Origin of the sequence: Dickeya sp. MK7, assembly GCF_000406305.1 — a bacterium.
Taxonomy (GTDB): Bacteria; Pseudomonadota; Gammaproteobacteria; order Enterobacterales; family Enterobacteriaceae; genus Dickeya; species Dickeya fangzhongdai.
The window spans coordinates 1802701-1826290 of the sequence record NZ_CM001984.1; the positions used below are offsets into that span (position 1 = coordinate 1802701).

The following is a 23590-nucleotide window of genomic DNA, read 5'->3' on the forward strand; positions in this document are numbered from 1 at the left end:
CATGCGGTTTACCGATATCTTTATCCGGCGGCCGATTTTATCCGTCGCGCTCAGCATTCTGATCCTGCTGGTCGGCGTCGCGTCGCTCTTTTCCCTGCCGATGCGCGAATACCCGAAAATGGAAAGCGCCACCATCGTGGTGGACACCAACTTTCCGGGCGCTACGCAAAATGTCATGCAGGGGTTTGTGACGACGCCGATCGCGCAGTCGATTGCGACCGCCAACGGCATTGAATACCTGTCATCGACGTCGACTCAGGGCAAGAGTCAGATCAAGGCGAAGCTGGTGCTGAACGCGGATGCGGACCGGGCAATGACGGAGATTCTCGCCAAGGTGCAGCAGGTGAAATATCGCCTGCCGCAGGGCGTTAACGATCCGGTCATTTCCAAAATCACCGACGGCGCCTCCGCGGTGCAATACCTGGGGTTCGCCAGCGAACGGCAGAGCATCCCGGAAATCACGGATTTTATCACCCGGGTGGCGCAGCCGTTGATCACGTCGGTTCCCGGCGTGGCGTCCGCCAGTATTGAAGGCGGGCAGACGCTGGCGATGCGCCTGTGGGTTGACCCGGTCAAACTGGCGGCCCGCGGCCTGACCGCTTCCGATCTGGCCGATGCCCTGCGCGCCAATAACGTGCAGGCGGCGCCGGGCATGCTCAAGGGCGACGTGACGCAAGTTCCGATTATGGCCGCGACGGACCTGCGAAGCGTTGACGATTTCCGCGCGATGGTGCTTAAGCGGGCGGGTAACGGCATCGTGCGTCTGGGCGATGTGGCGACGGTGGAGCTGGGTGGGCAAAACTACGACAGCAGCGCGTTAACCAATGGGACGCGCACGGTGGCGCTGGCGATCTCACCGACGCCGGACGGCAATCCGCTGGAGATCGTAAAAGGCGTGAAAGCCCTGATTCCCGACCTGCAACGCGCCGCGCCGCCGGGCATGACGGTATCCAGCCAGTTTGATACCGCGGGGTTTGTGAATGCGGCTATCGATGAGGTGATGCATACCCTGCTGGAAGCGATCGTGATTGTCATTGTGGTCATCTTCCTCTTCCTCGGCTCGCTGCGGGCGGTGATTATTCCTGTAGTGACCATCCCGCTGTCGCTGGTGGGAACGGCGATGCTGATGCTGGCGTTCGGCTTTTCCCTCAACCTGTTGACGCTGCTGGCGATGGTGCTGGCGATTGGTCTGGTGGTGGATGACGCCATCGTGGTGGTGGAAAACATCCATCGCCACATTGAAGACGGACTGTCTCCGCCGCGGGCGGCATTGCTGGGGGCGCGTGAAATTATCGGCCCGGTCATCGGGATGACCATCACGCTGGCTGCGGTCTATGCCCCGATCGGCCTGATGGGCGGGTTGACCGGCGCGTTGTTCAGGGAATTTGCCTTCACGCTGGCCGGCTCGGTCATCGTGTCCGGGATTGTGGCGCTGACGCTGTCCCCGATGATGAGCAGCTATTTGTTGAACGCCAGCGTTTCGGAAGGGCGTCTGGCTAAACGTATTGAGCATGCCATGCACGGGCTGGCTGGCCGTTATGAGCGGCTACTGGCGCGCACGCTGCATGCCCGCGCTGCCGTGTTGCTGGTATGCGCCGCGGTGCTGGCCGGGATCGTGCTGCTGTTTATGGGGCTGCAGAAAGAGCTGGCGCCGCAGGAAGATCAGGGATACGTGTTTGTTCAGACCCGTGGGCCGCAATACGCCAACATTCATTACACCGAGCGCTATGCGCATGATGTGGAGAACCTGTTTCGCGCGCTGCCGGATTACCAGAGCAGTTTCTTTGTCAACGGCACCGACGGGCCAAGCTATGGTTTCGGCGGCGTGATCCTGACGCCGTGGACGGAACGGCATCAGAACGCGACCGGGGTGCAGGCGACGCTGAATGCCCGCAGCGGCGAAATCACCGGCGTGTACGCTACGGCGTTCCAGCCGCCGCCGTTGCCGGCCGGCACCGCCGGATTCCCGGTGCAGATGGTGGTGCGCTCGCCGGACGATTTCCGCAGTTTGTACGGCGCGGTCGAGCGCATTAAAGGCGCGGCCTGGGGCAGCGGGCTGTTTGCGTTTGTCGACAGTAATCTGGCGTTTGACAGCCCGGAAGCGAACCTGACGATCAACGCCGCCAAAGCGGGGGAAATGGGGGTCAGCATGAGCGCCATTGCCGATACGCTGGCCGTGCTGGTCGGGGAGAATTATATCAACCGGTTTAACTGGTTCGATCGCTCCTACGACGTGATTGCGCAGGTGCCGCAGGCACAGCGCATTTCCCCGGAGGATCTCGGCGGGTATTACGTGCGCGCGCAGTCCGGCAAGCTGGTGCCGCTGTCTACCGTGGTGGACGTGCATATCCAGCCGGAAGCCAACCGCCTGCCGCAGTTTAACCAGATGAACGCCATCACGCTGTCGGCGGTGCTGATGCCGGGGGTAACGATGGGGCAGGCGGTCGAGTTCCTGCAAAACCAGCCGCTGCCGCCGGGGGCGAAAATCGACTGGCAATCCGACAGCCGGCAATATGTCAAAGAAGGCAATCGCCTGACGGTATCATTCGCGTTTGCGCTGGTAGTGATTTTCCTGGTGCTGGCCGCCCAGTTTGAAAGCATGCGCGACCCGCTGGTGATTCTGGTGACCGTCCCATTGGCGATCTGTGGCGCGCTGCTGCCGCTCTGGCTGGGTTACACCACGCTGAATATCTATACCCAGATCGGGCTGGTGACGCTGATCGGCCTCATTTCCAAACACGGGATTTTGATGGTGTCCTTCGCCAACGACATTCAGAAGCATGAAGGGCTGGGGCCGCTTGACGCCATGCACCGCGCGGCGGTTATCCGTATGCGTCCGGTATTGATGACCACGGCGGCGATGGTGGTGGGGCTGGTGCCGTTGTTGTTTGCCAGCGGGGCGGGAGCGGCCAGCCGTTTCGCCATCGGTATTGTGGTGGTCACCGGCATGTTGATCGGCACGTTCTTCACCCTGTTTGTACTGCCGACGATTTATACCCTGCTGGCGCGCGACCACCGTGCGCACGCCGCTTCTGAGCGCATGCGCGAGCTGGCGCAGGACGCGGGTGATGTGTAAGGCGCTGATGGCATAGTCTGATTGCGTACTGCACCGCGTTGGTCAGCGGATGCCGCGTCGGGCCGGATGATGTCCGGCCTCCTTCTCCGCCCGGTTGACGTGTGCTGCGTTAGCGCCGATGTTTGCGCCCAGCGCGGTCATGGGAACAGTCTGGACTGGTCCGCCTGCATGGCTTCGGCAATCAGGCGGAAGTCATGCTCGCTGATGGAGAACAGGCCAAAGCGCAACGCGTAGCCCCAGTTCGTCCGGCCGGCGGTGAAATCAAGGCGGCCCAGCAGCGGGCGGATGGGCGCTTCCACGCCGCCCGCCCAGTCGATGTCGCGGCGATGCGGCACAAAGCCGTCTCCCATATCGAACCGGTAGGGATCGCCGCGTTTTATGATGCCGATGGCGGTGAAATGCTGGTAGCGTTCCTTCCCTTTGAAAGTCTGGTTGGGTGAGTAATAGACGAACCCGTCGCCGGGCTTTGCGCGTTTCAGCGCGCTAAGTTTGCCGTGGCAAACCTGAATGTAACCCCCGTCGAGCGCGTACCGGACGTGTTCGGCGGAAACTACGCCGACCCAGTAGTGGCGCGGTGGGTTCTGGTCATGGGGAAATAGCGCGATTGGGGCATGGGATGACATGGCGTTTCCTTCTCGATTGAGTCCCGGAGAATGTACACGCGACAGCTGACAGCTGGTGTCAGCAGTGATGGTCAGCAGTGATGGTCATCAGGCCTTTCCGGCGCTGATTCCGGCCCCGGCTACTGGGTCCGTATCGGCTATTGCTACTGAATAGTGCGGTTGCGCCCCTCGCGTTTGGCGGTGTAGAGGTTTTTGTCCGCCAGCGGAAATAACTGATGCACCGTATCCACCAGATATTTGCCCGGCGTCGGCGCATGCGCGATGCCGATGCTGACGGTGACCGGCACCTGCTGCTGGTTGAACATAAACGGGGTGTGCTGGATGGTCTGGCGCAGCCCATCGGCCAGCCGGTAAAACGCCGACGGGCTGTGATTGAAGCAGACCACGGCGAACTCTTCTCCGCCGATGCGGCTGACCAGCCCCGGCGTGGGAATGGTCTGTTTTATCACGGTCGCCACCTGACGCAGGATCTCATCGCCGCAGTCGTGCCCGAAGCTGTCGTTGATGTTTTTGAAATGGTCGATGTCGATCAGCATGATATTGACCGAGCTCTGCAGCGATTTGACGCTCTGGCCCTGTGCCGTCAGCGCTTCGGTAAAACCGTAGCGCGACAGGGTTTCGGTTAGAAAATCATGGCTGGCCTGTTGCAGCAGGCGGGCGTTCAACTGGCGAATGGTGCGGGCGTTGGTCGCCATCATCAGCGGGCTGAAAATGGTGGCGGCAATGCCGATGCGGGCGATGGTGACCTGATGCATAAACAGCGGATCTTGCGAGCCATACAGCGCGTAAACATGTTCCGCGGTCAGAATCAGCTCGGCGGACCCGATACACAAGGTGATCAACCGAATCAGCCACAGCGGATAGACGATGGCGCACCAGGTCAGCGCCGGTAGCGGAAACGCCAGAATGGCAACCGGGCCGAGCAACGGGGCCACGCAGATCGACAGCAGCAACAGCAACAGCGGCAGCGCGTCCGGCAGCCGCAGCGCCGGGAAACGCAGCGGGATTTGGCTGCGCAGGGTCAACAGCAGCGGCAGGAACAGCACCGCGGTGTAGAACTGGTCGCTGAACCAGTTGAGAAAGTTGCTGCGAAACACCGCCGCCGGGAAACGGGGCCAGGGTTGTTGCGCCAGCGCGCCGACGATACCGCAGGCCAGCGCCGCGATCATGCAGGCGACGAAAACATACAGCGAACTGATCATGTCGGTTTCCCGGCGGGCAAGGAAACCGGGCCAGTTGAGCAACTGGGTGAGGACGACGATAAAGGCGATATTGGCGGAATTGATGGTAAACGCGGTCAGTCCCCAGCCGTAAAACAGCGAGTCCTGCAGGATCATCGCCGCGTAAGAGACGGCGTAGTACCAGGGCGTGTTCAGATACCGGCAGCGGTAAAACAGCGCGGCGATGATGATGTTCACCGGCCAGAAGACGGACAGGTCAAGCTCGGAAAGCCGGGCGTGCGCACCGATGTTGCAGCCAATCAGCGTCACCATGAAGACATTCAGGCTGTTTAACCCGGTGCTGTCGTTTTTAAATAAAGCCAAATTCAGATGCATGCCGTCAATCCACTTTCCGTTTATAGCCTTCCCCTGGCGCTATGTCGCTGGCGGCCTTTGCTGCGTTCTGGCAGCGGTGGGTCATGCGTAGAACCGGTATGATACATCGTTATAGATAAAAGGTATGAAAAAAGCCTGTTTAGCACTGTTTCCCTTCTATTCTATTTCTGACAATTCGTAACGAGCAAGCAAACGAATATGAGGTAGTGTTTCCCTTTGTGATTGGCGCTGGCCCGCGCTCGGCGGCATCGGCATGCGATAAATAAGGGGATGGTCAGGATAGGAGAGCAACGGAAAGAATATAGCGATAGATCATCGCGTTAGCAGCCATCCGGGCGGCATCGCCGATAGGCTTATCACTAGGTTCGCCGCACGGATTTATACTTCTTAATCCTGTCACAGTGATACCGGGCATTAACTTTTTCTCACATTAATTGTTCCGTCAATAAACCTACCGTAATGACAATCGTCAGGCCGCCGGCGATCCGGCTGACGATTGGACGCACCACTTTCCGGATGACCCGGCGCTTATGCGATAAATAACGGTCATGCGGGAAGCGCGATTTCGGGCGTCAGCGGAAACGCCAGGCGGTCAGACGCCGTTCCGCCAGCGTGATGAGCCGATAAAACAGCGTGCTGACCAGTGCTATCAGCACCACGCCGGCGATCACCCGTTCCGACTGGAACAGTTGCTGGGCGCGGATCATCATGCTGCCGAGGCCGTTGCCGGAGGAGATGAAGTATTCCGCGCCGATGGCGCCGACCCAGGCGTGCATCAGCGACAACCGTAGCCCGGAAAACAGCGCAGGCAGCATCGCGGGCAGCGTCAGCCACCGTAGCCGCTGCCACGCGCTGAGGCGCAGCACGTGGGTGGTTTCCAGCAACGACGGCGGCAGATGGCGAATGCCCTGATAGCTTGCCAGCAGCGCGGGGAAAAACGCCGCCAGCGCGATGAATACCACTTTGGCGCTCTCTTCCAGCCCGAACCAGGCGGTGAGCAGCGGCAACCAGGCAAACAGCGCGACGCTGCGCAGGGCGGAGAGCAGCGGCGTCAACAGGCGATCGGCAACGCGGCTGCGGCCTAACAGGCAGCCCAGCAGACAACCCAGACCCGCCCCCAGCACGAACCCCGCCAGCGTGCGTGACAGGCTGGCGCTCAGCGCGGATGTCAGTTCTCCGTTGCCAAACCCGGCCAGCAGGGCGGTCACGACCTCATCGGGTGCGGGCAGAAACGCGGCATGCACCCAGCGCTGATAGGTGACCAACTGCCAGAGCAGGCACAGTAGCGCGGGCAGGCACCAGCCCGCCAGCGAGTGCCAGGCGGCGCGCGGCGTCGGGCCTTCGTGACTCAGCACCGGCGCGGGCCAGAAAATCCAGCGCCGCTCCAGCCGTTGCAGCGCCTGCTCGCCCGCCAGACCGAAAGCGCCGATCGCCAGAATGCACACGAACACCAGATCCAGCATAAACAGCTGGCGGCTTTGCACCATCAGGTAACCCAACCCTTCGCTGGACGCCAGCAACTCCACCGCGATCAGCGATACCCAGCCTTGCGAGAACGCCAGCCGCGTGCCGGTCATCACGTACGGCAGCATGGCGGGGATCACCAGCCGACGCAGCCGGGTCAGCCAGGGCAGGCGCAGCGTGCGCGCCAGCTCGTAGAGCGTCTGCGGCGTCTGGCGGATGCCGGCGCAGGTGCAAAGCGTGACCGGCACCGTCACTGCCTTGATCAGCACCACCAGTTTTAGCGCTTCGCCGATGCCCAGCGCCAGCATCAGCAGTGGGATCCAGGCCAGCGTCGGGATTTGCGCCAGCACGTTGAACAGCGGCATGCATAGCCGGTCCAGCGTGCGGCTAAGGCCGAACAGCACGCCGAGCGCCAGGCCAAGCGCGATGCCGCCCGCCAGCCCGATCGCCAGCCGGGCAAGGCTAACCCGCAACTGGGGCGCCAGTTCCTGCGGGATGAAGTCGCGGGCGCTGTCGGCCACCGTGGCGGGGGAGGGCAGAATTTGTTCCGACATCCAGTCGTAGTGGCTGGCGAGCCACCAGCCGCACAGCAGCAGCAACGGCATCAGCAGTGCGCTGCACACCGCCGACAGGCGGGCGGTCGGCCACGGCCGCGGCGGGGTCAGCGTTAGTTTGGGCATCGTCGACATTATGATGGCGCGCCGTGGTCACTTGCGGGTTAGCAGCGACAAACGAGTGATGCCCGCTTTTTCCAGATCGGCCAGCAGCGCGGCCACCGCGCCATAGTTGGCGGCGTCTTCCGCCTGCACCTGCACCACCAGCTCCGGATTGGCGGCTTTGGCCTGTTGCAGGCGCGCCGTCAGCGCCTCGCGGGGCAGGGCTTCCTGGTCGATAAACAGCTGCTGCGATGCATCAAGGCTTACCACCAGCGGGCGTGGCGAGTCGGCCGGCGCCACCGCCGTCGTTTTAGGCAGACGAATCGGGATGCTGTTGGTCAGCATCGGCGCGGTGACGATAAACACCACCAGCAGCACCAGCATCACGTCCACCAGCGGAGTAATGTTCATTTCGCTCATCACTTCGTCATTGTCGCGGGAAGCAAACGCCATGATTACACCACCTCCCGGATCGTCTGCACCGCATAAGGCGCGGCCGGTTGTTCCGGGGCGAGGCGGAATTCCTGCGCCTGCGCCACGCTGTAAATGTCATGGGCAAAGTCGTCCATGTCGGCCACTTCCAGTTTCAGTCGGCGCAGAAAATAGTTGTAAATCAGCACGGCGGGCACGGCGACGGCGATGCCGATGCCGGTGGCGATCAGCGCATTGCCGATGGGGCCGGCGACGGTGTCCAGACTGGCGGAGCCCGACTGGCCAATGGTCTGCAAGGCCGCCATGATGCCCCACACGGTGCCGAACAGGCCGATGAACGGCGACGTGGTGCCGATGCTGGCCAGCAGTGCCAGGCCGGTTTCCAGCGAGCGGCGCTCGCGCTGAATTTGCTGCTGCAACGCCCGCTCGACCCGGTCTTGCAAATGCGCGATCGGCGTAATGCGGTCTTTCACCCGTTCCAGCGTCAGTTGCGTGGCGCGCGCCAGATTCGCCAGCGCGCCGGGATGGGCGACATCGCGCAGCGCGGTATCGATGTTTTCCTGTTGCCAGAACAACTGACGGAACTGTTGATTACGCCGCCGTTGGCGGGCGTACTGCGCCAGCTTGAGCAGCCCGATGGACCAGGTGACTAGCGAGAAAAACAGCAACAGCAGGATTACGCCCCCTTCCGGGGACAGCAGAGCGATGTGTTCGAGCGTCATAATAATGGATGCCTCTATGAGTTCAGGGTGAAATCGACAGGAACCACGACCCAGCCGCTTTCCGGCTGATCGCCCCGGCGGGCCGGTACGAACGACCAGTGCTGCACCGCCTCGCGGGCGGCGTCGTCCAGCGCCGGGTAGCCGCTGGAATGTTGCAGACGAATGGTTTGCACCTTGCCGTCCGGCCGTACCTGGACATTAAGCAGCACCGTGCCTTCCCAGCCGCGGTTGATCGCCACATCCGGGTAAGCGGGCGGCGGGTTGCGCAGATACGCCGCGCTGGCGGAAGGCGGCGTCACCGTTGCAGCCGCCGCCGGTGCCGCGGCAGGGGCCACCGTGGCGGTACTGACGGGCGCGCTTTGCGGCGCAGGCGTCGCCGGTTGGCGCGGCGGCGACGGTTTTTTAGCGATGGGTTTGACCGGTTTCGGCGTCTTCCGCGCCGCGGTTTCAGTGGCGCGCGTTGGTTGCGGAGCCGGTGGCGGCGTCAGCGCCTGCTCATCCACTGGCGGTTCGACAGCGGGCGGTGGTTCGACCGGCGCGCTATCGGTCGCTGGCGTCGGTTTCGACGGTGCTGTTTTTGTCGGTATCGCTTCGGGCGGTATTGTGTCAGCCGGCGTCGCTTCGGCCGGTGCGGCGGCGAATTCGATGGTTACCGGCAGCGGGCGCGGCGGAACCGGCGTCGGCGAAGGACGCAGCGCCAGCGGCACCAGTACCGCGGCGTGCAACGCCAGCGCCAGCGTGAGGGTGAGCCACGTTTCCGAACGCCGTCCGGACAAAGCCGTCGGCCAGACCGGCGCAATCGCGCGGGCGCTAGCTGGTCGGGGGGCCGCGCCGTTGCCCGATGTGTCCGGCCAGTTGACGCTGGCAGCCCCGGCGTACAGGGGATGAGTCATGATGGCGTTACTCCTCAACTGAATAAGAGCCTGACCCGTCTGGGCCGTTCAGGCGGTATGCGTTACTCGCCAACCATGTGCTTTACGCGTCAATGAGGCCGGCGTAGCGAATATTCGCGTGGCTGAGCGCCTGTCGGATCGGTTTTTAGCAAAAATACCGGGCCATAAAATAAATAACGGCGTTGTCGATTTTTAATCATTTGCTTTTGATGTCAAATGCCATATCTCTATATCAATATGCCGTCTTTTATCGGTTGATCCTGAATGGAATTCCTGCAGCGTCAGCCGTTATTTATGTTATTTCCCCGCTCAGATGGCATTTACCCTAATCGTCGGCGGGAAAAAAAGGCTAATGCATCATCGGTATAGTTTTTTTGCGTTTGCTGCATGAGGCGGACGACGCCGGTATTTCCTGTTTTAGTTAATTCATAAAAATACAAATGACATTTTTATATTAGCCAGTTTATTTCCCACCCTTTAAATGTTGCCGAAGCAAACACAACAACAGGGTCCACTGATGACTTTTCACGCTGGGGGAAACATGAAGCAAACGGGAAAACACTGGTTACTGTCCGGCCTGCTGGCCTTAACGGCGTTCTGGCACGCGGGAGCGCAGGCGGCCGGCGCCACCGAGATCCGCATTGCGGTATCGGATATCGGCGCCGGTTCTCAACCGAGCGGCGGCGGGCTGGTGGATCTGATTTACAGCCAGAAACTGCTGGAGCGGGAGTTCGCCCGCGACGGCATTAGCGTGCGCTGGCTGTTTATCAAAGGCGCCGGACCGGTGATTAACGAAGGCTTCGCCAATCATCAGATCGACATGGCGTATCTGGGCGATCTGGCCAGCATCATCGGCCGTTCGCGCGGGCTGGATTCGACGGTGATTGGCGCGGCGGCGCGCGGCGTCAACCACTATCTGGCGGTGTCCCGCGGCTCGCCGATCCGCCGGCTGGAGGATCTGAAAGGCAAACGGGTGGGGCTGTTTCGCGGCACCGCGGCGGAACTGTCGTTCGTCACCGCGCTGCACTCCCGCGGGCTGAGCGAATCGGATATGAAAATCATTAATCTGGACTTCGCCGCCGCCAGCGCCGCGCTGGCCGCCGGCCAGATTGACGCCACCTGGGGCGGCAGCAACGCGCTGGCGTTGCGCGATAAAGGGCTGGCGGATATCGCGGTATCCACCCGCGATTTGCAGGGCGCGGGCCAACTGACAGGGCTGATTCTGGTCGCCGGCGATTTTGCCCGTCAGAATCAGAATTTGCTGACGCGTATTATCAAGGTGCAGAAAGAAGCATCCGCGTGGGCCAGTCAACCCGCCAACCGGGATAATTATATTCAGTTGCTGGCGGCGCAATCCGGTTATCCGGAAAAATTGCTGCGTGAAGATTTAGACGGTATGCCGCCGTTATCCCAATTATTATCGCCGGAACTGGACCCCGCTTTTGTCGCTATTCTCAAACAGTCCGTTGCACTGGCGTATGACGCGAAATTAATCCGTAAATCCTTTGCGGTGGAGGAATGGCTTGATAGCACATTTTTAAAACATCAGCGCTGATTTGTTTTTCATTCATTATTTTTTCTCTCCGCCTTATTTATTGTCGCGCTGGCGCGGCAAGGGCGGCTTTATTTAAAAACTGGGGTGGATATGCGCAATAAAAAAACGATGTTCTGGCGATACCCGGTCGTTATCGGCAGCGTGCTGGCGATGCAGGGGATGGCGCAGGCGGCCGATACGCCGACGACGACGGCAAATGCCGTTGCGACGCCGGACGCCGCGACAAGTACCGAAGCCACGGCGGCTCCCGCCCAGGCGGTACGGCTCAAACGGGTACAGGTCAACGCGCAGCGCCGCCAGGCGCAGCAGCAAACCAGCCTGGCGTCGGTGGTGGAGGGGAAGGAACTGGAGCAGGATCGGCTCTACCGCTTTGAAGATCTGTCGCAGGTGGTCACCGGCGTGGATATCGCCGCGGCGGATGCGCTGGATACCCGGGTGACCATTCGCGGCATCGGCGACGGCGGCGGCAGCGAAATCAACATCGGCATGCCAAGCAGCGTCGGTCTGTTTCTGGACGGGGTCTACCTGTCCCGTCCCGGTATGTTGTCCAACGACCTGCTGGATATCGATGCGGTTAGCGTGCTGAAGGGGCCGCAGGGTACGCTGTACGGCTTTAACACTACCGGCGGCGCGGTGGATATCCGTAGCCGCAGGCCGACGTTCAAACCGGAAGTGTCGCTGGAACAGTCGTTCGGCCAGCGCGGCTACGTGCAGTCCAAACTGATGGCGTCCGGCGCGCTTAGCGATAACTGGGCCGGGCGCATCAACCTGTCGCACACCGAAAAGGGCGGCTACGTCTACAACGTGCAAAACGGCCACCAACTGGGCGGCAGCAACAGCAACGGCGTGCGCGGTCAGTTGCTGTACCAGCCGGATGACGGCTTTAGCCTGCGTATCATCGGCGATTACAGCGAGGCGACCAGCTACCCGGTGATGTCGCTGGTGGACAGCTACCCGGTCGGCGGCGTGGATCAGTTCCGGACGCGCGCGGCGGTGGTTGGGGCGCGGGTGGTGGACGGCCGTCAGGTGGCGCTGGACGACGAAACCAAAAACCGCGTCGCGCAGGGCGGCGGCTCGGTGGAAGCCAACTGGCGGCTGCGCAACGGCTATACCCTGAATTCGCTGTCATCGCTGCGTTACTTTCGCTTTTTGCCGGGCACCGCCGACGGCCTGAGCATTCCGCTGTATCAGGACAGCGGCGCGGATGCCCGCGACCGCACCTGGGGGCAGCGCTTGTGGGTGGATTCGCCCAAAGGCGGTCTGGCGGATTATTCGTTCGGGGTGGATTACTGGGGCGAGAATCTGGATACCTTCGCGCATGACCGTTACTACAATAATGCGCGCGTCACCCGCTGGTACGGCAACACCAGCAACACCGGCAAATTCGTACAACGCTTCGGCTCGCTGGAAGACACGGTGTATTCAGCCTTCGCCCGCAGCACCTGGCATCTGGGCGACCGGTTCGACCTGACCACCGGCGTGCGGGAAACCTACGAGAAGAAAACCGGCACCTTCCGCCGCATCAACAAAAACGATTTTGACTCCGGCGATCTGTCGCAGAGTAATCACCTGCCGTCCGCCACCGTCAGCCTTAACTGGTACGCCACGCCCAACGTGACGCCGTACCTGACGCTGGCTTACGGCGAAAAGGCCGGCGGCCTCAACATCTCCTCCGGGGCGGCGAAGCAGGCGGGCATCGATAGCCTGTATATCAAACCGGAGAAAACCCGCGCCGCGGAGCTGGGGGTGAAAACGCACTGGCTGCAACGCCGGGTGGAATGGAACACCGCGCTGTTCTGGAATGAGGTCAGCGAGTTCCAAACCACGGCCTACGACGAAGAAACGCTGAGTAGCTATCTGGTGAACGCCGGTAAATTCCGCTCGCGCGGCGTGGAGTCGCAACTGGCGTTGCGCCCGGTCGATGGGTTGACGGTGAGCCTTAACGGCACCCTGCTGGACGCCAGCTATCTGGACTTCAAAAACGCCAAATGCCCGCCGGAAGTGACGCTGGCGGCCAACCCGACCGCCTCCTGCGACCTGAGCGGCGAGCGGGTGTTCAGTTCGCCGAGGCTGACCTACAACGCCCGCATCCGCTATGAGTGGCAAGCCTTCAATAATCTGCAGGCGTTTGTGGCCGGACGCTGGGCCTGGCGCAGCTGGGCCTACGGCACGGTGGACAACTCCGACTTTACCCGCATTCCGGCTTACGGCGTGCTCAACCTGTCCACCGGCGTGAGCGGCAAACAGGACGGACACGCCTGGCGCGCCACCCTGTGGCTGAATAATGCGCTGGATAAGACTTACTACCGCACCGTCAGATCGGGCGATTACGGGTCGGCGTACGGCGTACTGGGCGAACCGCGCACGCTGGGGATCACGCTGGGTTATGACTTCTAAGGATACGCCGATGCCACTGCATGATACCTCGCGCCGTCGTTTCATCCGTAACGGCGCCCTGCTGGCGCTGTCGGCGCCGCTGTGGAACCGGGCGCTGGCGGCGCGCGCACCGGGCGGCGGCGCGGCTGCCGACGCTACGCCAACGGTACGGCTGAACTGGCTGGAACGGCAACCGCCCGCCAGCTTCGGCGGCATGACCTGGGGCGTGCCCTGGCCGCAAGGGCAGGTGCCTGCCGACAGCGGGTTCGTGCTGCGCGAAGACGGCCAGACGGATCGCGTGTTACAGAGCTGGCCGCTGGCTTACTGGCCGGACGGCTCGCTGAAGTGGTCGGCCCATGCGCTCGGCGGCGGGCACGCGCCCGGCCACGGGCTGTCGCTGCGGCCCGCGCCGCCGGTTACCGCAACGGACGCCGCCCTCGTCACCGAAACGGCGCAGGACTGGGTGGTGGATACCGGTCGACTGCGTTGTCAGGTGCCGAAAAACGGCGAGCGGCTGATCGGTGAGCTGTGGCAGGACGGCAGGCTGGCGCTCGGCAACGGTCGGCTGGTGTTGCAGATCCAGTCCGGCGAAGGGACGGACGGGCCACTGACGGTGGAGACGTTTCAGGGGCACGCCGCGCGCGTCACGCTGGAGCAGAACGGGCCGCAGCGTGCGGTCATCGCCCTGCGCGGCGTGCATCGCCATGCCACGCAGGATGGCGTCACCCGTCTGCCGTTTGTGGTGCGGCTCTATTTCTATGCCGGTTCGGCGTCGCTGCGCCTGCTGCACACCATTATTTACGACGGCGATGAGCAACAGACTTTCATCAAAGGGCTGGGGGTGGCGTTTGATGCGCCGCAGCAGGGTGAACTGCACGACCGCCACGTGCGATTCACCTCGGCGCAGGGCGGGCTGTTTCGGGAAGCGGTACGCGGCCTGACCGGCTTGCGGCGCGATCCGGGCGAGGCGGTTATCGCGGCGCAACTGGCCGGAAAGGCCACGCCGCCGGTCGCGCAGTTTCCCCCGGCGGTGGGCAAACGGCTGGACTACATTCCGGCGTTCGGCAGTTACCGGCTGACCCAGCATCACCCCGACGGCTACCAGATCCATAAACGCACCGCCGCCGGGCAGGGTTGGCTGCTGTCCGCCACCGGGCAGCGGGCCTCCGGCAGCGGCTATCTGGGGTCGCCCGCCGGCGGGGTGGCGTTCGGCATCCGTCATTTCTGGCAGAGCTACCCGGCCTGCCTGGAGATTCAGCGCGCGCATACCGATCTGGCCACGGTCACGCTGTGGCTGTGGTCGCCGTACGCGGAACCGATGGATCTGCGCTTCTATCACGACGGCATGGGGCAGGAGAGTTTCGAACAGCAGCGTGAGGCGCTGGAAATCACCTACGAGGATTACGAACCGGGGTTCGCCACCCCGGAAGGCGTCGCCCGCACCAGCGAACTGTTTCTCGATGTGCTGCCCGCTACGCCGGACAGCGACACGCTGCTGGCGCTGGCCCGCCGTCACCAGCAACCGCCGCTGCTGGTGGCCGACAGCGCCGATTTACAGCGCGCCGGCGCGTTTGGCCCGGTATGGTCGCCAGCCGCGCCGGGGCATCAGCCGCAACCGGCGCTGGACGCACAGCTGGCGTGGTATTTCGATTTCTATCAGCAGGAAGTGGAACAGCGCAAATGGTACGGCTTCTGGGATTTTGGCGACGTGATGCACACCTACGATAGCGATCGCCACGTCTGGCGTTATGACGTCGGAGGTTATGCCTGGGATAACTCGGAGCTGAGCACCGATCTGTGGCTGTGGTACTACTTCCTGCGTAGCGGCCGGGCGGACGTGTTCCGCATGGCGGAAGCGATGACCCGCCACACCGGCGAGGTGGATGTACACCATGCCGGGCGCTTCCAGCCGCTTGGGTCGCGCCACAACGTGCGCCACTGGGGCGACAGCGCCAAGCAACTGCGCATCTCCACCGTGGCGAACCGGCGTTTTCTGTATTACCTGACCGCCGATGAACGCATCGGCGAGCTGATGGATGAGCAGGTGGAGGCGCTGCGCACGCTGCAACGGGTGATGCCGGGCCGCAAGATCGGCCAGCCACCGCCTGCCGACGAGCGTCTGGTCAGCCTCTATTTCGGCACCGACTGGGGCGCGGTGGCGGCGGCCTGGCTGACCGCCTGGGAACGGCGACATGATGCGGCGATACGCGATCGTCTGCTTAACAGTATGCGGTCGATTGCGGCCCAGCCGCACGGCTTCTTCACCGGGCTGGCGGAGATGGACCCGGATACCGGCGTGTTCCGGCCTGCCGCGGCCGATCAACGGTTTATTTCGCATCTGAGCGCGGTGTTCGGGCTGGCAGAGGTGTGCGCGGAACTGTTGCAGGTATTGCCGGATCCGGCGTTCGAGCGCGCCTGGCTGGACTATTGCCGCCTGTACAACGACCCGGCGGCGCTGAGCAAGTTTGTCGGCCAGCCGGTGAAAAAACGCAATCTGGTGCAGGGCCATGCCCGGCTGAGCGCGTTTGCCGGCTGGCGTCAGCACGACAAGGCGCTGGTCCGGCGCGCCTGGCGCGAGTTTCTGGACGGCGAGGGCGGCATTGTCCACCCCAACCGGCGGGTACGGCTGATAACGCCGCCTGCGGTGCTCTACCCGGTGAAAGAAGCGGAGATCGACTCGTCGATCGATCAGCGTTCCGGCAGCGCCGCCGACACCAATCTGTCCACCAATGCGGTGGCGCAGTGGGGGCTGACCGCCATCGCCATGCTGGCGCTGGCAGGAGACGCGCCGCCCAGATAGCGATACTTCAGCCAGCGACAGGCCCGATAACGACGGTCCGATAACGACGAACGCCAGATAATTACGCCCGCCGCGGCGGGTTTCAACAGGACATCATCAGGACATTATCAATGACGGACACAGGCTATAGCGCACAGAGCACGGTTATGGAAAGTCACGCCGGTCAGGCGTGTACCGCCGCCACGGAAGGCGGCTCCCAGCGGGAATCAGGTATTCATCGGGAATCAGACGCCCGGCAGTTCTCGCTGCAATGGGCGCACTCCGCTGACGGAAAGCCACTGCGCTGGCGGGTGGAGCAGGAAGAGCCGGCGCGCACCCGTATCGACATTGACGAACACAGTTTGACGCTGGATACCGCCGCCGGGCTAACGGTATGGCTCGACCAGCCGCTATCCGGCAGGTATCGCATTAGCTATTTGCGCGAAGTGCTGGTACAGGGGCAACCGAACGATCGGCTCTCCGATCTCAATCAGTTTTGGGCGGCGCGGGACCCCGCCCGCGCCTCGTTGTTCACCCGCCACGGCGTGTTGGGCGAATACGATAATCTGGCGCTGTATTACGTGGGCATGGGCGGTAACTGGAACAGCACCACCCGTTTTCGCTACTACAACGGCCACGGCGAGCGACAACTGCTGGGGGAATTCACCGATGAAGCGCATCTGTTGCGCGCCGGGCATCGTTATCGGGTGACCATCGAGGTGGACCGCACTGAAACCCGTTTCCTGATCGATAACCAACTTTACTTTCGCGCCCACTATGCCGAGCCGCCCGCCAGCGGCTATTTTGGCTTGCGGACGGTATTTTCACGGCAGGCGATCAGCGAATTCAGCGTTACGCCGCTGTAGAGGCGCTGGCGCGATGCGGCGCCTGATCCACCTGCAAAAACATGGCGATCAGCCGCTGCGACAGCCACGACAGGCGGGAGTCGGCGCGGCTGACGATGCCGTAATGGGTGTAAAACTCGTCGGTGTCGTCATCCAGCCCGGTGATTTTCAGCATGTGGATGCCGTCCGGCGGCTGTTGCAGCGGTCCGTGACGGTGATTGGTGGTGCCTATGGCGTCGGACTGGCGGATCACATCCAGCAGGCTGTAGCCGTTTTCGCACTCAATGCCGGTGCGGATATCCTGTTGACCGCTCAGCCGCACCAGCGCCTGACGCAGGTTAGGCGGGCGCACGGTGGCCGCCAGCGGGTAGCTGAACAGTTGCTCGACGCTGATTTCATCAAACGCGGCCAGCGGATGCCCCTGACGGCAGCAGAAGCCCCAGCGGTGCCGGCTCAGCGGCTGCACGTTATAGCGAGCATCCAGCTCGAAATGGCGGGTATCGGCCACGATAAAGGCAAACTCTTCCGCCATCAGGCGTTGCCCCAGCGCCTGCCAGTTATCGACCCGGAACACCAGCCGCACCCGCGGATACTGGCGGGAGAATTCGCCGATCACCTGCGGCATCAGCCAGGCCGCCGGCGCCGGGCCGCAGCCGAAATGCACCTCGCCGCTCTCTTTTTCGCTGAACTGCTCGATGTCGTTTATCAAATCTTGCGCGTGGCGGGTGAGGCGGCGGGCGTGCTCCAGCACCAGCAGCCCTTTCTTGGTGGGTTCCAGATTATGGTGACGGTCAATCAGCCGCGCGCCCACGCTCTGTTCCAGCGACTGGATGCTACGGCTGAACGCCGACTGTGAAATGTTCATGGCCTGCGCCGCCGAAGTGAAATTCCGGTGCTCGATCAGCGCAATAAAGTGGCGTAACTGACGCAGGTCGATGTTCATGGCATTCAAGGCAATGTTGTGCGGCGGACAGACTGAACAAGCTATCAGCCTGGCGCCCCCATCAACAAATAACCAATAGGGCGGCCATATTACGGGTTGTTATATGTCGCAAACGGTGCGTTCGGGCGGGAAGAGCATCCCTCCCGCGGGCGCGGGAGGGGCGGGGATTAGACGTAGGAATCGTCGTCGTCGTAGGAATCATCAGCCGCGAAATTGTCGTAGTCGCTGTTCTGCGGTTCGTCGCCGGCGTTGCTGTTCCAAAAGTTGTTGCCGGCGCCGGCGCCGTTGAACGTGTCCAGATTATTCGCGCCGAAATCCCGGAAGCTGTCGCTGACGTTACCCAGCGGATTCTCGTTGAGTATCGGGGTTTCGTTGATAATGTTGACGATCTCTTCCGGCTGCGAGCGGTGGAACATGCCGGTCAGCATGTCGGCCAGCACCACGCCGCCCGCCACGCCGGCTGCGGTCTGCAATGCGCCGCTCAGAAAACCGCCCGCGCGGGACGGCGCAGGTTGCGCATAGCCCGGTGCCGGCTGGCCGTAACTCGGCGCCGGCGGCGTATATCCCATCGGCTGGCTCGGTTGACCGTATCCGGCCGGTTGACCATAACCCGCCGGTTGCGACGGCTGCGGCGCGCTGCTGCGGTTGCCGCCGCCAAACAGGCCGGACAGAAAACCGCCGCTGCTTTGCTGCGGACGGGCAGCCGCTTCCTGCGTCAGCCGGTTGACCTCGGCTTCCAGTTCTTTCACCCGCTGATCCAGCTGTTTCAGCGCCGCTTCCTGAATAATCATCGCCTGCGCCATGTAGTAAGGCGCGGCCGGCTGCTGGCGAATGTGGTCATTGATTTGCTGTTCTGCCTTGAGATCCCGAGGGCCCGTGTTGGTCTCGGCTGTTTTCAGTCGGCTAAACAGACCATCAATAAGGCGTTGTTCTTCAGATTGCATAGGATTACCTCAAGAGATATTGGATTGCGGACCCGCCCGTTCAGGCCGGTCCTGCGGCTGTTTTGTCACACCCTTCGCCGCCATCCTACTGCGTTCCTCCGGGCTAATACATGATTGTCGGGTAAAGCTGCTTACAAATTTGTTACCAATTACGGCAAACCGATGCCGACCGCTCTGCCGGTTTCCGGCTTACCTTTGCCGCTATTGATATTTTACCTGCCGGGGGAAATGGTGATTAATACTTTACACACGCCGGGAGCCTGCCCGCGCTGGCTCTCAGGCCGCGCAGGCGACGCTGCTAAGGGCGCCGGACGCTCGCCGTATCAGCGAGGCGATGTCACGCTACACAGCGTGGCTTGCACGGTCTGAATGCGTCATTTGGGGTCCGTTTTGCCAACCGGTTTCCTATTTATCGACCAAGAGGAATCACCATGTCCCGTTTGTGTTGTTGCGGTTGCTCCATGCCGAAGATTTCGACATTTGTTAATTTCATTAATGGAGTCCGCCATGAGTCAACCCGTTTCCCTGCCTGTACTCGACTTTTCCCAGCTTGACGGCGATGCCCGGCAACGTGCCGGTTTTCTGCAACGCCTGAATCACGCCGCGCGTGAAACCGGCTTCTTCTACCTGACCCACCACGGCGTCGACCCGGAACTGCAACAACGCGTTCAACGGTTGTCGCGCGCTTTTTTTGCATTGCCGGACGCGGAAAAACAGCGGGTGGCGATGATTCACTCTCCCCATTTCCGCGGTTACAACCTCGCTGGCGCGGAGCGTACCCGCAGCGAGCCGGACTGGCGCGAGCAGTTTGATATCGGGGCGGAGCGCCCGCCGCTGCGGCTGTTATCCGGCGATCCCGCCTGGCGACGGTTGCAGGGGCCGAATCAGTGGCCGGCGTCGTTGCCGGAACTGAAAATCGCGCTGCTGGAGTGGCAGCAAACCCTGACCCGCATTTCGCTGCGCCTGCTGCGCGCTTTTGCTGAAGTGCTGGGGTTGCCGATAACCGCGTTTGATGCGCTGTACGGCGATAAACCCAGCGAACATATCAAGCTGATTCGCTACCCCGGCCGGGCGACGGCGTACAGCCAGCAAGGCGTCGGCGCGCACAAGGATTCCGGCTTTCTGACGCTGCTGTTGCAGGACCAACAGTCTGGTTTACAGGTGGAGGTTGAACCGGGTCAATGGGTAGAGGCGCACCCGCTGCCGGGTTCGTTCGTGGTCAATATCGGCGAACTGCTGGAACTGGCGACCGACGGCTATCTGCGTGCCACCGTGCACCGGGTGGTGTCGCCGCCGGCCAGTCAGGATCGGTTGTCGGTGGCCTTTTTCCTCGGCGCGCAACTGGATGCGGTGGTGCCGGTGTTTCCGCTGTCGCCGGCATTGGCGAAACTGGCCCGCGGGCCGGCCAGCGACCCCAGCAACCCGCTGTTGCGCGAAGTGGGCTGGAACTATCTGAAAGGGCGCCTGCGCTCTCACCCGGAAGTGGCTAAACGCTACTACGGCGATGTGTTGCAGGCGCAGCAGCAGGCGGTTACCGCCTGAGTTCGGTTAGTCATCAAAATGAAAATCATCAAGGGATAACAAAATGAAAAATCATAATTTTTTTGCTCTGACGGCGATGGCATTGGCAATGGGACTGTCGGTATCGGCTCAGGCGGCCGATGCTTTGCGGGTAGCGGCGGACCCGGTGCCGCATGCGGAAATTCTGGCGCAGATTCAAAAGGCGGATCCGTCGCTGAAGCTGAAGGTGGTTGAACTGAGCGGCAACGTGAACGCCAACGAACTGCTGGCCAGCGGCGATGTGGACGCCAACTACTTCCAGCATGTGCCTTATCTGCGCGATCAGGAAAAAGCGCTGGGCAAAAAATTCGTGGTGGCGGCCACGGTGCATATCGAACCGCTGGGGATTTATTCCCGAAAATACAAATCGCTCGGCGAGGTGAAGGAGAACGCCACCGTGGCGGTGCCGAACAACGTCACCAACCTCAGTCGGGCGCTGTACCTGTTGCAGGGGCAGGGGCTGATCAAACTCAAGGCGGGTTATAGCGACCCGTCGAAAGATCAGGCGACGCCGAAAGACATCGCCGAAAACCCGAAAAAGCTGAAGATTAAAGAGATTGAAGCGGCGCAGATCCCCCGTTCGCTGGATGACGTCGATCTGGCGGTGATCAACGGCAACTATGCGCTGGAAGCCGGGCTGGTGCCGTCCCGCGATGCGTTGGGGCTGGAAAGCGCCAGCCATAACCCATACGCCAATATTCTGGTGACTACGCCGGCGCTGCAAAACGATCCGCGTATCAAACAACTGGCGAAGGATCTGGAGTCCAAAGCCACGGCTGACTTCATCAGCCAGCGCTACAAAGGGTCGGTGATTGCGGTGGCGGGGCAATAACGCATGATTCGGATCGAACGGCTGGGGAAACGCTACCCGGGCTGCGCGCAGCCCGCGCTGGAGAATGTGTCGCTGACCATTCCGTCAGGGGCGGTGTACGGCATTCTCGGCCGTAGCGGTGCGGGCAAGAGTACGCTGATTCGCTGCCTCAATCTGCTGGAGCGGCCCACCTCGGGCCGTATTCTGATGGACGACTGCGATATCGCCAGCCTGTCGCCGCGGGCGCTGCGCCAGCAGCGTCAGCGCACCGGCATGATTTTCCAGCATTTCAATCTGCTGCATGCCCGTACTGTGCGGGACAACGTAGCGGTGCCGCTGGAAATCGCCGGGGCCGGCAAGCGTGAACGGGAGGCGCGCGTAACGGAGTTGCTGGCGTTGGTCGGGCTGAGCGACAAGGCGCAGGCCTATCCGTCGCAGCTGTCCGGCGGGCAGAAACAGCGGGTCGGCATCGCCCGCGCGCTGGCGGCCCAGCCGCGTTATCTGTTGTGCGACGAGGCCACCAGCGCGCTCGACCCGGAAACCACCGCGTCGATCCTGGCGCTGCTGGCCGACATCAACCGGCAACTGGGGCTAACTATTGTGCTGATCACCCATGAGCTGGAGGTGGTCAAAGCCATTTGCGATCACGCGGCGTTGCTGGAGCAAGGCCGGGTGGCGGAAAGCGGCGCGCTGCGAACGCTGCTGGCGGACCCGACTTCCCGCCTGCGACAGGCGCTGTTGCCGGATCTGGACGCCGAACGCGCGTTTTTACGGCGGCACGGCGTAGAGGAGGGCGAATTGTGCAAAGTCGCCTGAGCTGGGAAGATTTTTTCCCGATTATGCTGAACGCGACGCTGGAAACCCTGTACATGGTGGGGCTGGCGGCGCTGTTTACCGTGCTGGTGGGGCTGCCGACCGGCGTGCTGCTGTTTATCAGCCGCCAGTCGGGCATCATGCCGTTGCCGCGGGTGAACGCGGTGCTGGGCGGCGTGATCAACGTCGGACGTTCGCTGCCGTTCGTGGTGTTGTTGATTGCCCTGATTCCGTTTACCCGCTGGGTGGTCGGCACGACGCTGGGCAGCACCGCCGCGGTGGTGCCGATTACCGTCGGCGCGTTTCCGTTTTTCGCTCGCATTGTGGAAAACGCGCTGGCTGAGGTGGATCGCGGCCGGATAGAGGCGATTGTGTCGATGGGCGGCACCGTCTGGCATGTGATTACCAAGGCGTTGTTGCCGGAAGCTCTGCCGTCGATTCTGGCGGGCATCACGCTGACGGTGGTGATGCTGATTGGCTTTTCGTCAATGGCGGGGGTGATTGGCGGCGGCGGGCTGGGGGATCTGGCAATCCGCTACGGTTATCAACGCTTTAATCAGCAAGTGATGGCGGGAACGGTGATCGTTCTGGTGCTGCTGGTGCAACTGGTGCAGTCGCTGGGCGATCGACTGGTGCGGTCGCTGGCCTACCGGCGCTAATCACGGCTTTCCAACGGTACGCGCCTGCCCGGCGGGCGCTTATCCCCAGTTTCCCCGCCATTCAATCGATTGGCTGTGAGTAATTTTGATGGTGTAATTCGCCTTATCCCCCGGCGATGGGAAGAATCAAATAAAAATAAGGTATAACATGTTATTTATCCATACAGGTGGACAGAATATAAAATAATCAGGTCGGATGAGTGGAGTGATTTCTAGGAATATTCCATATTCTTTTTATTTCCAGCTTTGCTTTAATCACTCCCGAGGCGGTTACCTAAACGCTTCAGTTATTAACCAGAGAATAAAACTTTATTTCCGGTTAATCGCAAATGACTTGTTAAAGGAAATTCATAATGAATATGAAACCCCTGTTTTTAGGCGTTATCCTGGCTGCTTCTTACGCACACGCGGCATCGACCGAAGTGAGCGCCAAACCGGTAACCGGAACGGCAGCCAGCGCGGAAGTGAAAACCACGGCCGCCACCGACGCCACAGCGAGTCAGGAGGCGAGCGGCAAAACGCTGACGGCAGCGCAACAGACGGCTGCCAGCACCGATGCCCAGGTGAAAACGCACAACGAGAAAAAAGTCGTACATAAAAAAGCGGTAACGACGGAAAAAGAAACGGTCGCGTCGAAAAAATCGGAAGAAGAAAAAGTAACCGGGCAGAAAATAACGGCGGAAAAAAAGAAACATAACGTTGATGAGAAAAAAACCACACCGATAACTTCCGCCAAAACGGAATAATGGATTATTGCTGTAATTAAAAATTATGCCAGTCACTGAAGGGAGTCAGTAATAACCGAAGAGGCATCATCGGGCTGGCGCCCTTATTTCCCGGCTGGTCATCGTCTGTTTTTTGCCTGATGCAGAGAACAGGTATG

The 23590-nt window shown here is 61.6% G+C and carries 18 protein-coding genes; 10 read left to right on the forward strand and 8 right to left on the reverse strand.

Features of this window, described 5'->3' with window-relative positions:
- The first annotated feature begins 1 nt into the window (after nucleotide 1).
- Nucleotides 2-3076, forward strand: a complete 3075-nt coding sequence (locus DXXMK7_RS07850; RefSeq protein ID WP_038918597.1) for an efflux RND transporter permease subunit — start codon at nucleotides 2-4, stop codon at nucleotides 3074-3076.
- A gap of 137 nt (nucleotides 3077-3213) precedes the next feature.
- Here DXXMK7_RS07850 and DXXMK7_RS07855 read toward each other — a convergent pair whose 3' ends face one another.
- The 6 genes from DXXMK7_RS07855 to DXXMK7_RS07880 form a co-directional block, all read right to left on the reverse strand.
- Nucleotides 3214-3699: an EVE domain-containing protein gene (locus DXXMK7_RS07855; RefSeq protein ID WP_049842650.1), complete on the reverse strand. Its 486-nt coding sequence runs from the start codon at nucleotides 3697-3699 to the stop codon at nucleotides 3214-3216.
- Between the two features lie 143 nt (nucleotides 3700-3842).
- Nucleotides 3843-5255 (reverse strand): GGDEF domain-containing protein, encoded by a 1413-nt coding sequence (locus DXXMK7_RS07860; protein WP_038660035.1) that lies wholly within the window; start codon nucleotides 5253-5255, stop codon nucleotides 3843-3845.
- A gap of 572 nt (nucleotides 5256-5827) precedes the next feature.
- Complete coding sequence (locus DXXMK7_RS07865) at nucleotides 5828-7408, reverse strand: ABC transporter permease (RefSeq protein ID WP_049842651.1); 1581 nt, start codon at nucleotides 7406-7408, stop codon at nucleotides 5828-5830.
- 18 nt (nucleotides 7409-7426) lie between these two features.
- On the reverse strand, nucleotides 7427-7828 hold the full coding sequence (locus tag DXXMK7_RS07870; RefSeq protein ID WP_038918599.1) for a biopolymer transporter ExbD: 402 nt from the start codon (nucleotides 7826-7828) through the stop codon (nucleotides 7427-7429).
- 2 nt (nucleotides 7829-7830) lie between these two features.
- On the reverse strand, nucleotides 7831-8529 hold the full coding sequence (locus tag DXXMK7_RS07875) for a MotA/TolQ/ExbB proton channel family protein (protein ID WP_038660030.1): 699 nt from the start codon (nucleotides 8527-8529) through the stop codon (nucleotides 7831-7833).
- Nucleotides 8530-8543: 14 nt separating this feature from the next.
- Complete coding sequence (locus DXXMK7_RS07880; RefSeq protein ID WP_038918601.1) at nucleotides 8544-9422, reverse strand: energy transducer TonB; 879 nt, start codon at nucleotides 9420-9422, stop codon at nucleotides 8544-8546.
- A gap of 541 nt (nucleotides 9423-9963) precedes the next feature.
- On the opposite strand from DXXMK7_RS07880, the gene DXXMK7_RS07885 reads away from it, so the two are divergent.
- The 4 genes from DXXMK7_RS07885 (at nucleotide 9964) to DXXMK7_RS07900 (ending at nucleotide 16998) form a co-directional block, all read left to right on the forward strand.
- The gene (locus DXXMK7_RS07885) at nucleotides 9964-10977 is read left to right on the forward strand and encodes an ABC transporter substrate-binding protein (RefSeq protein ID WP_038918602.1); all 1014 of its coding nucleotides are present in this window, start codon (nucleotides 9964-9966) and stop codon (nucleotides 10975-10977) included.
- Nucleotides 10978-11067: 90 nt separating this feature from the next.
- Nucleotides 11068-13374: a TonB-dependent receptor gene (locus DXXMK7_RS07890; protein ID WP_038918603.1), complete on the forward strand. Its 2307-nt coding sequence runs from the start codon at nucleotides 11068-11070 to the stop codon at nucleotides 13372-13374.
- Between the two features lie 10 nt (nucleotides 13375-13384).
- Nucleotides 13385-16153, forward strand: a complete 2769-nt coding sequence (locus DXXMK7_RS07895) for a hypothetical protein (protein WP_038918604.1) — start codon at nucleotides 13385-13387, stop codon at nucleotides 16151-16153.
- 110 nt (nucleotides 16154-16263) lie between these two features.
- Nucleotides 16264-16998 carry a DUF6250 domain-containing protein gene (locus tag DXXMK7_RS07900; RefSeq protein WP_049842652.1) on the forward strand — a complete coding sequence of 245 codons (735 nt, stop codon included), beginning with the start codon at nucleotides 16264-16266 and terminating at the stop codon, nucleotides 16996-16998.
- On the opposite strand, the gene DXXMK7_RS07905 is transcribed toward DXXMK7_RS07900, so the two are convergent.
- A complete protein-coding gene (locus DXXMK7_RS07905; protein ID WP_038918606.1) occupies nucleotides 16985-17920 on the reverse strand; it encodes a LysR family transcriptional regulator in 936 nt (311 codons plus the stop codon). The two genes, DXXMK7_RS07900 and DXXMK7_RS07905, sit on opposite strands and share 14 nt — an antisense overlap.
- Before the next feature lie 167 nt (nucleotides 17921-18087).
- Entirely contained in the window at nucleotides 18088-18864 is a 777-nt protein-coding gene (locus DXXMK7_RS07910; RefSeq protein WP_038918608.1) for a DUF2076 domain-containing protein, read from the reverse strand.
- A gap of 507 nt (nucleotides 18865-19371) precedes the next feature.
- Here DXXMK7_RS07910 and DXXMK7_RS07915 point away from each other — a divergent pair.
- The 5 genes from DXXMK7_RS07915 (at nucleotide 19372) to DXXMK7_RS07935 (ending at nucleotide 23453) form a co-directional block, all read left to right on the forward strand.
- Nucleotides 19372-20406 (forward strand): isopenicillin N synthase family oxygenase, encoded by a 1035-nt coding sequence (locus tag DXXMK7_RS07915; protein WP_049842653.1) that lies wholly within the window; start codon nucleotides 19372-19374, stop codon nucleotides 20404-20406.
- 43 nt (nucleotides 20407-20449) lie between these two features.
- The gene (locus DXXMK7_RS07920) at nucleotides 20450-21256 is read left to right on the forward strand and encodes a MetQ/NlpA family ABC transporter substrate-binding protein (protein ID WP_038660006.1); all 807 of its coding nucleotides are present in this window, start codon (nucleotides 20450-20452) and stop codon (nucleotides 21254-21256) included.
- A gap of 3 nt (nucleotides 21257-21259) precedes the next feature.
- Entirely contained in the window at nucleotides 21260-22051 is a 792-nt protein-coding gene (locus DXXMK7_RS07925; RefSeq protein WP_072093975.1) for a methionine ABC transporter ATP-binding protein, read from the forward strand.
- A complete protein-coding gene (locus DXXMK7_RS07930; protein ID WP_161131149.1) occupies nucleotides 22048-22707 on the forward strand; it encodes a methionine ABC transporter permease in 660 nt (219 codons plus the stop codon). Before DXXMK7_RS07925 ends, DXXMK7_RS07930 begins: the two co-directional genes overlap by 4 nt.
- Nucleotides 22708-23060: 353 nt before the next feature.
- On the forward strand, nucleotides 23061-23453 hold the full coding sequence (locus DXXMK7_RS07935; RefSeq protein ID WP_038918610.1) for a hypothetical protein: 393 nt from the start codon (nucleotides 23061-23063) through the stop codon (nucleotides 23451-23453).
- The last annotated feature ends 137 nt before the right edge of the window (nucleotides 23454-23590 follow it).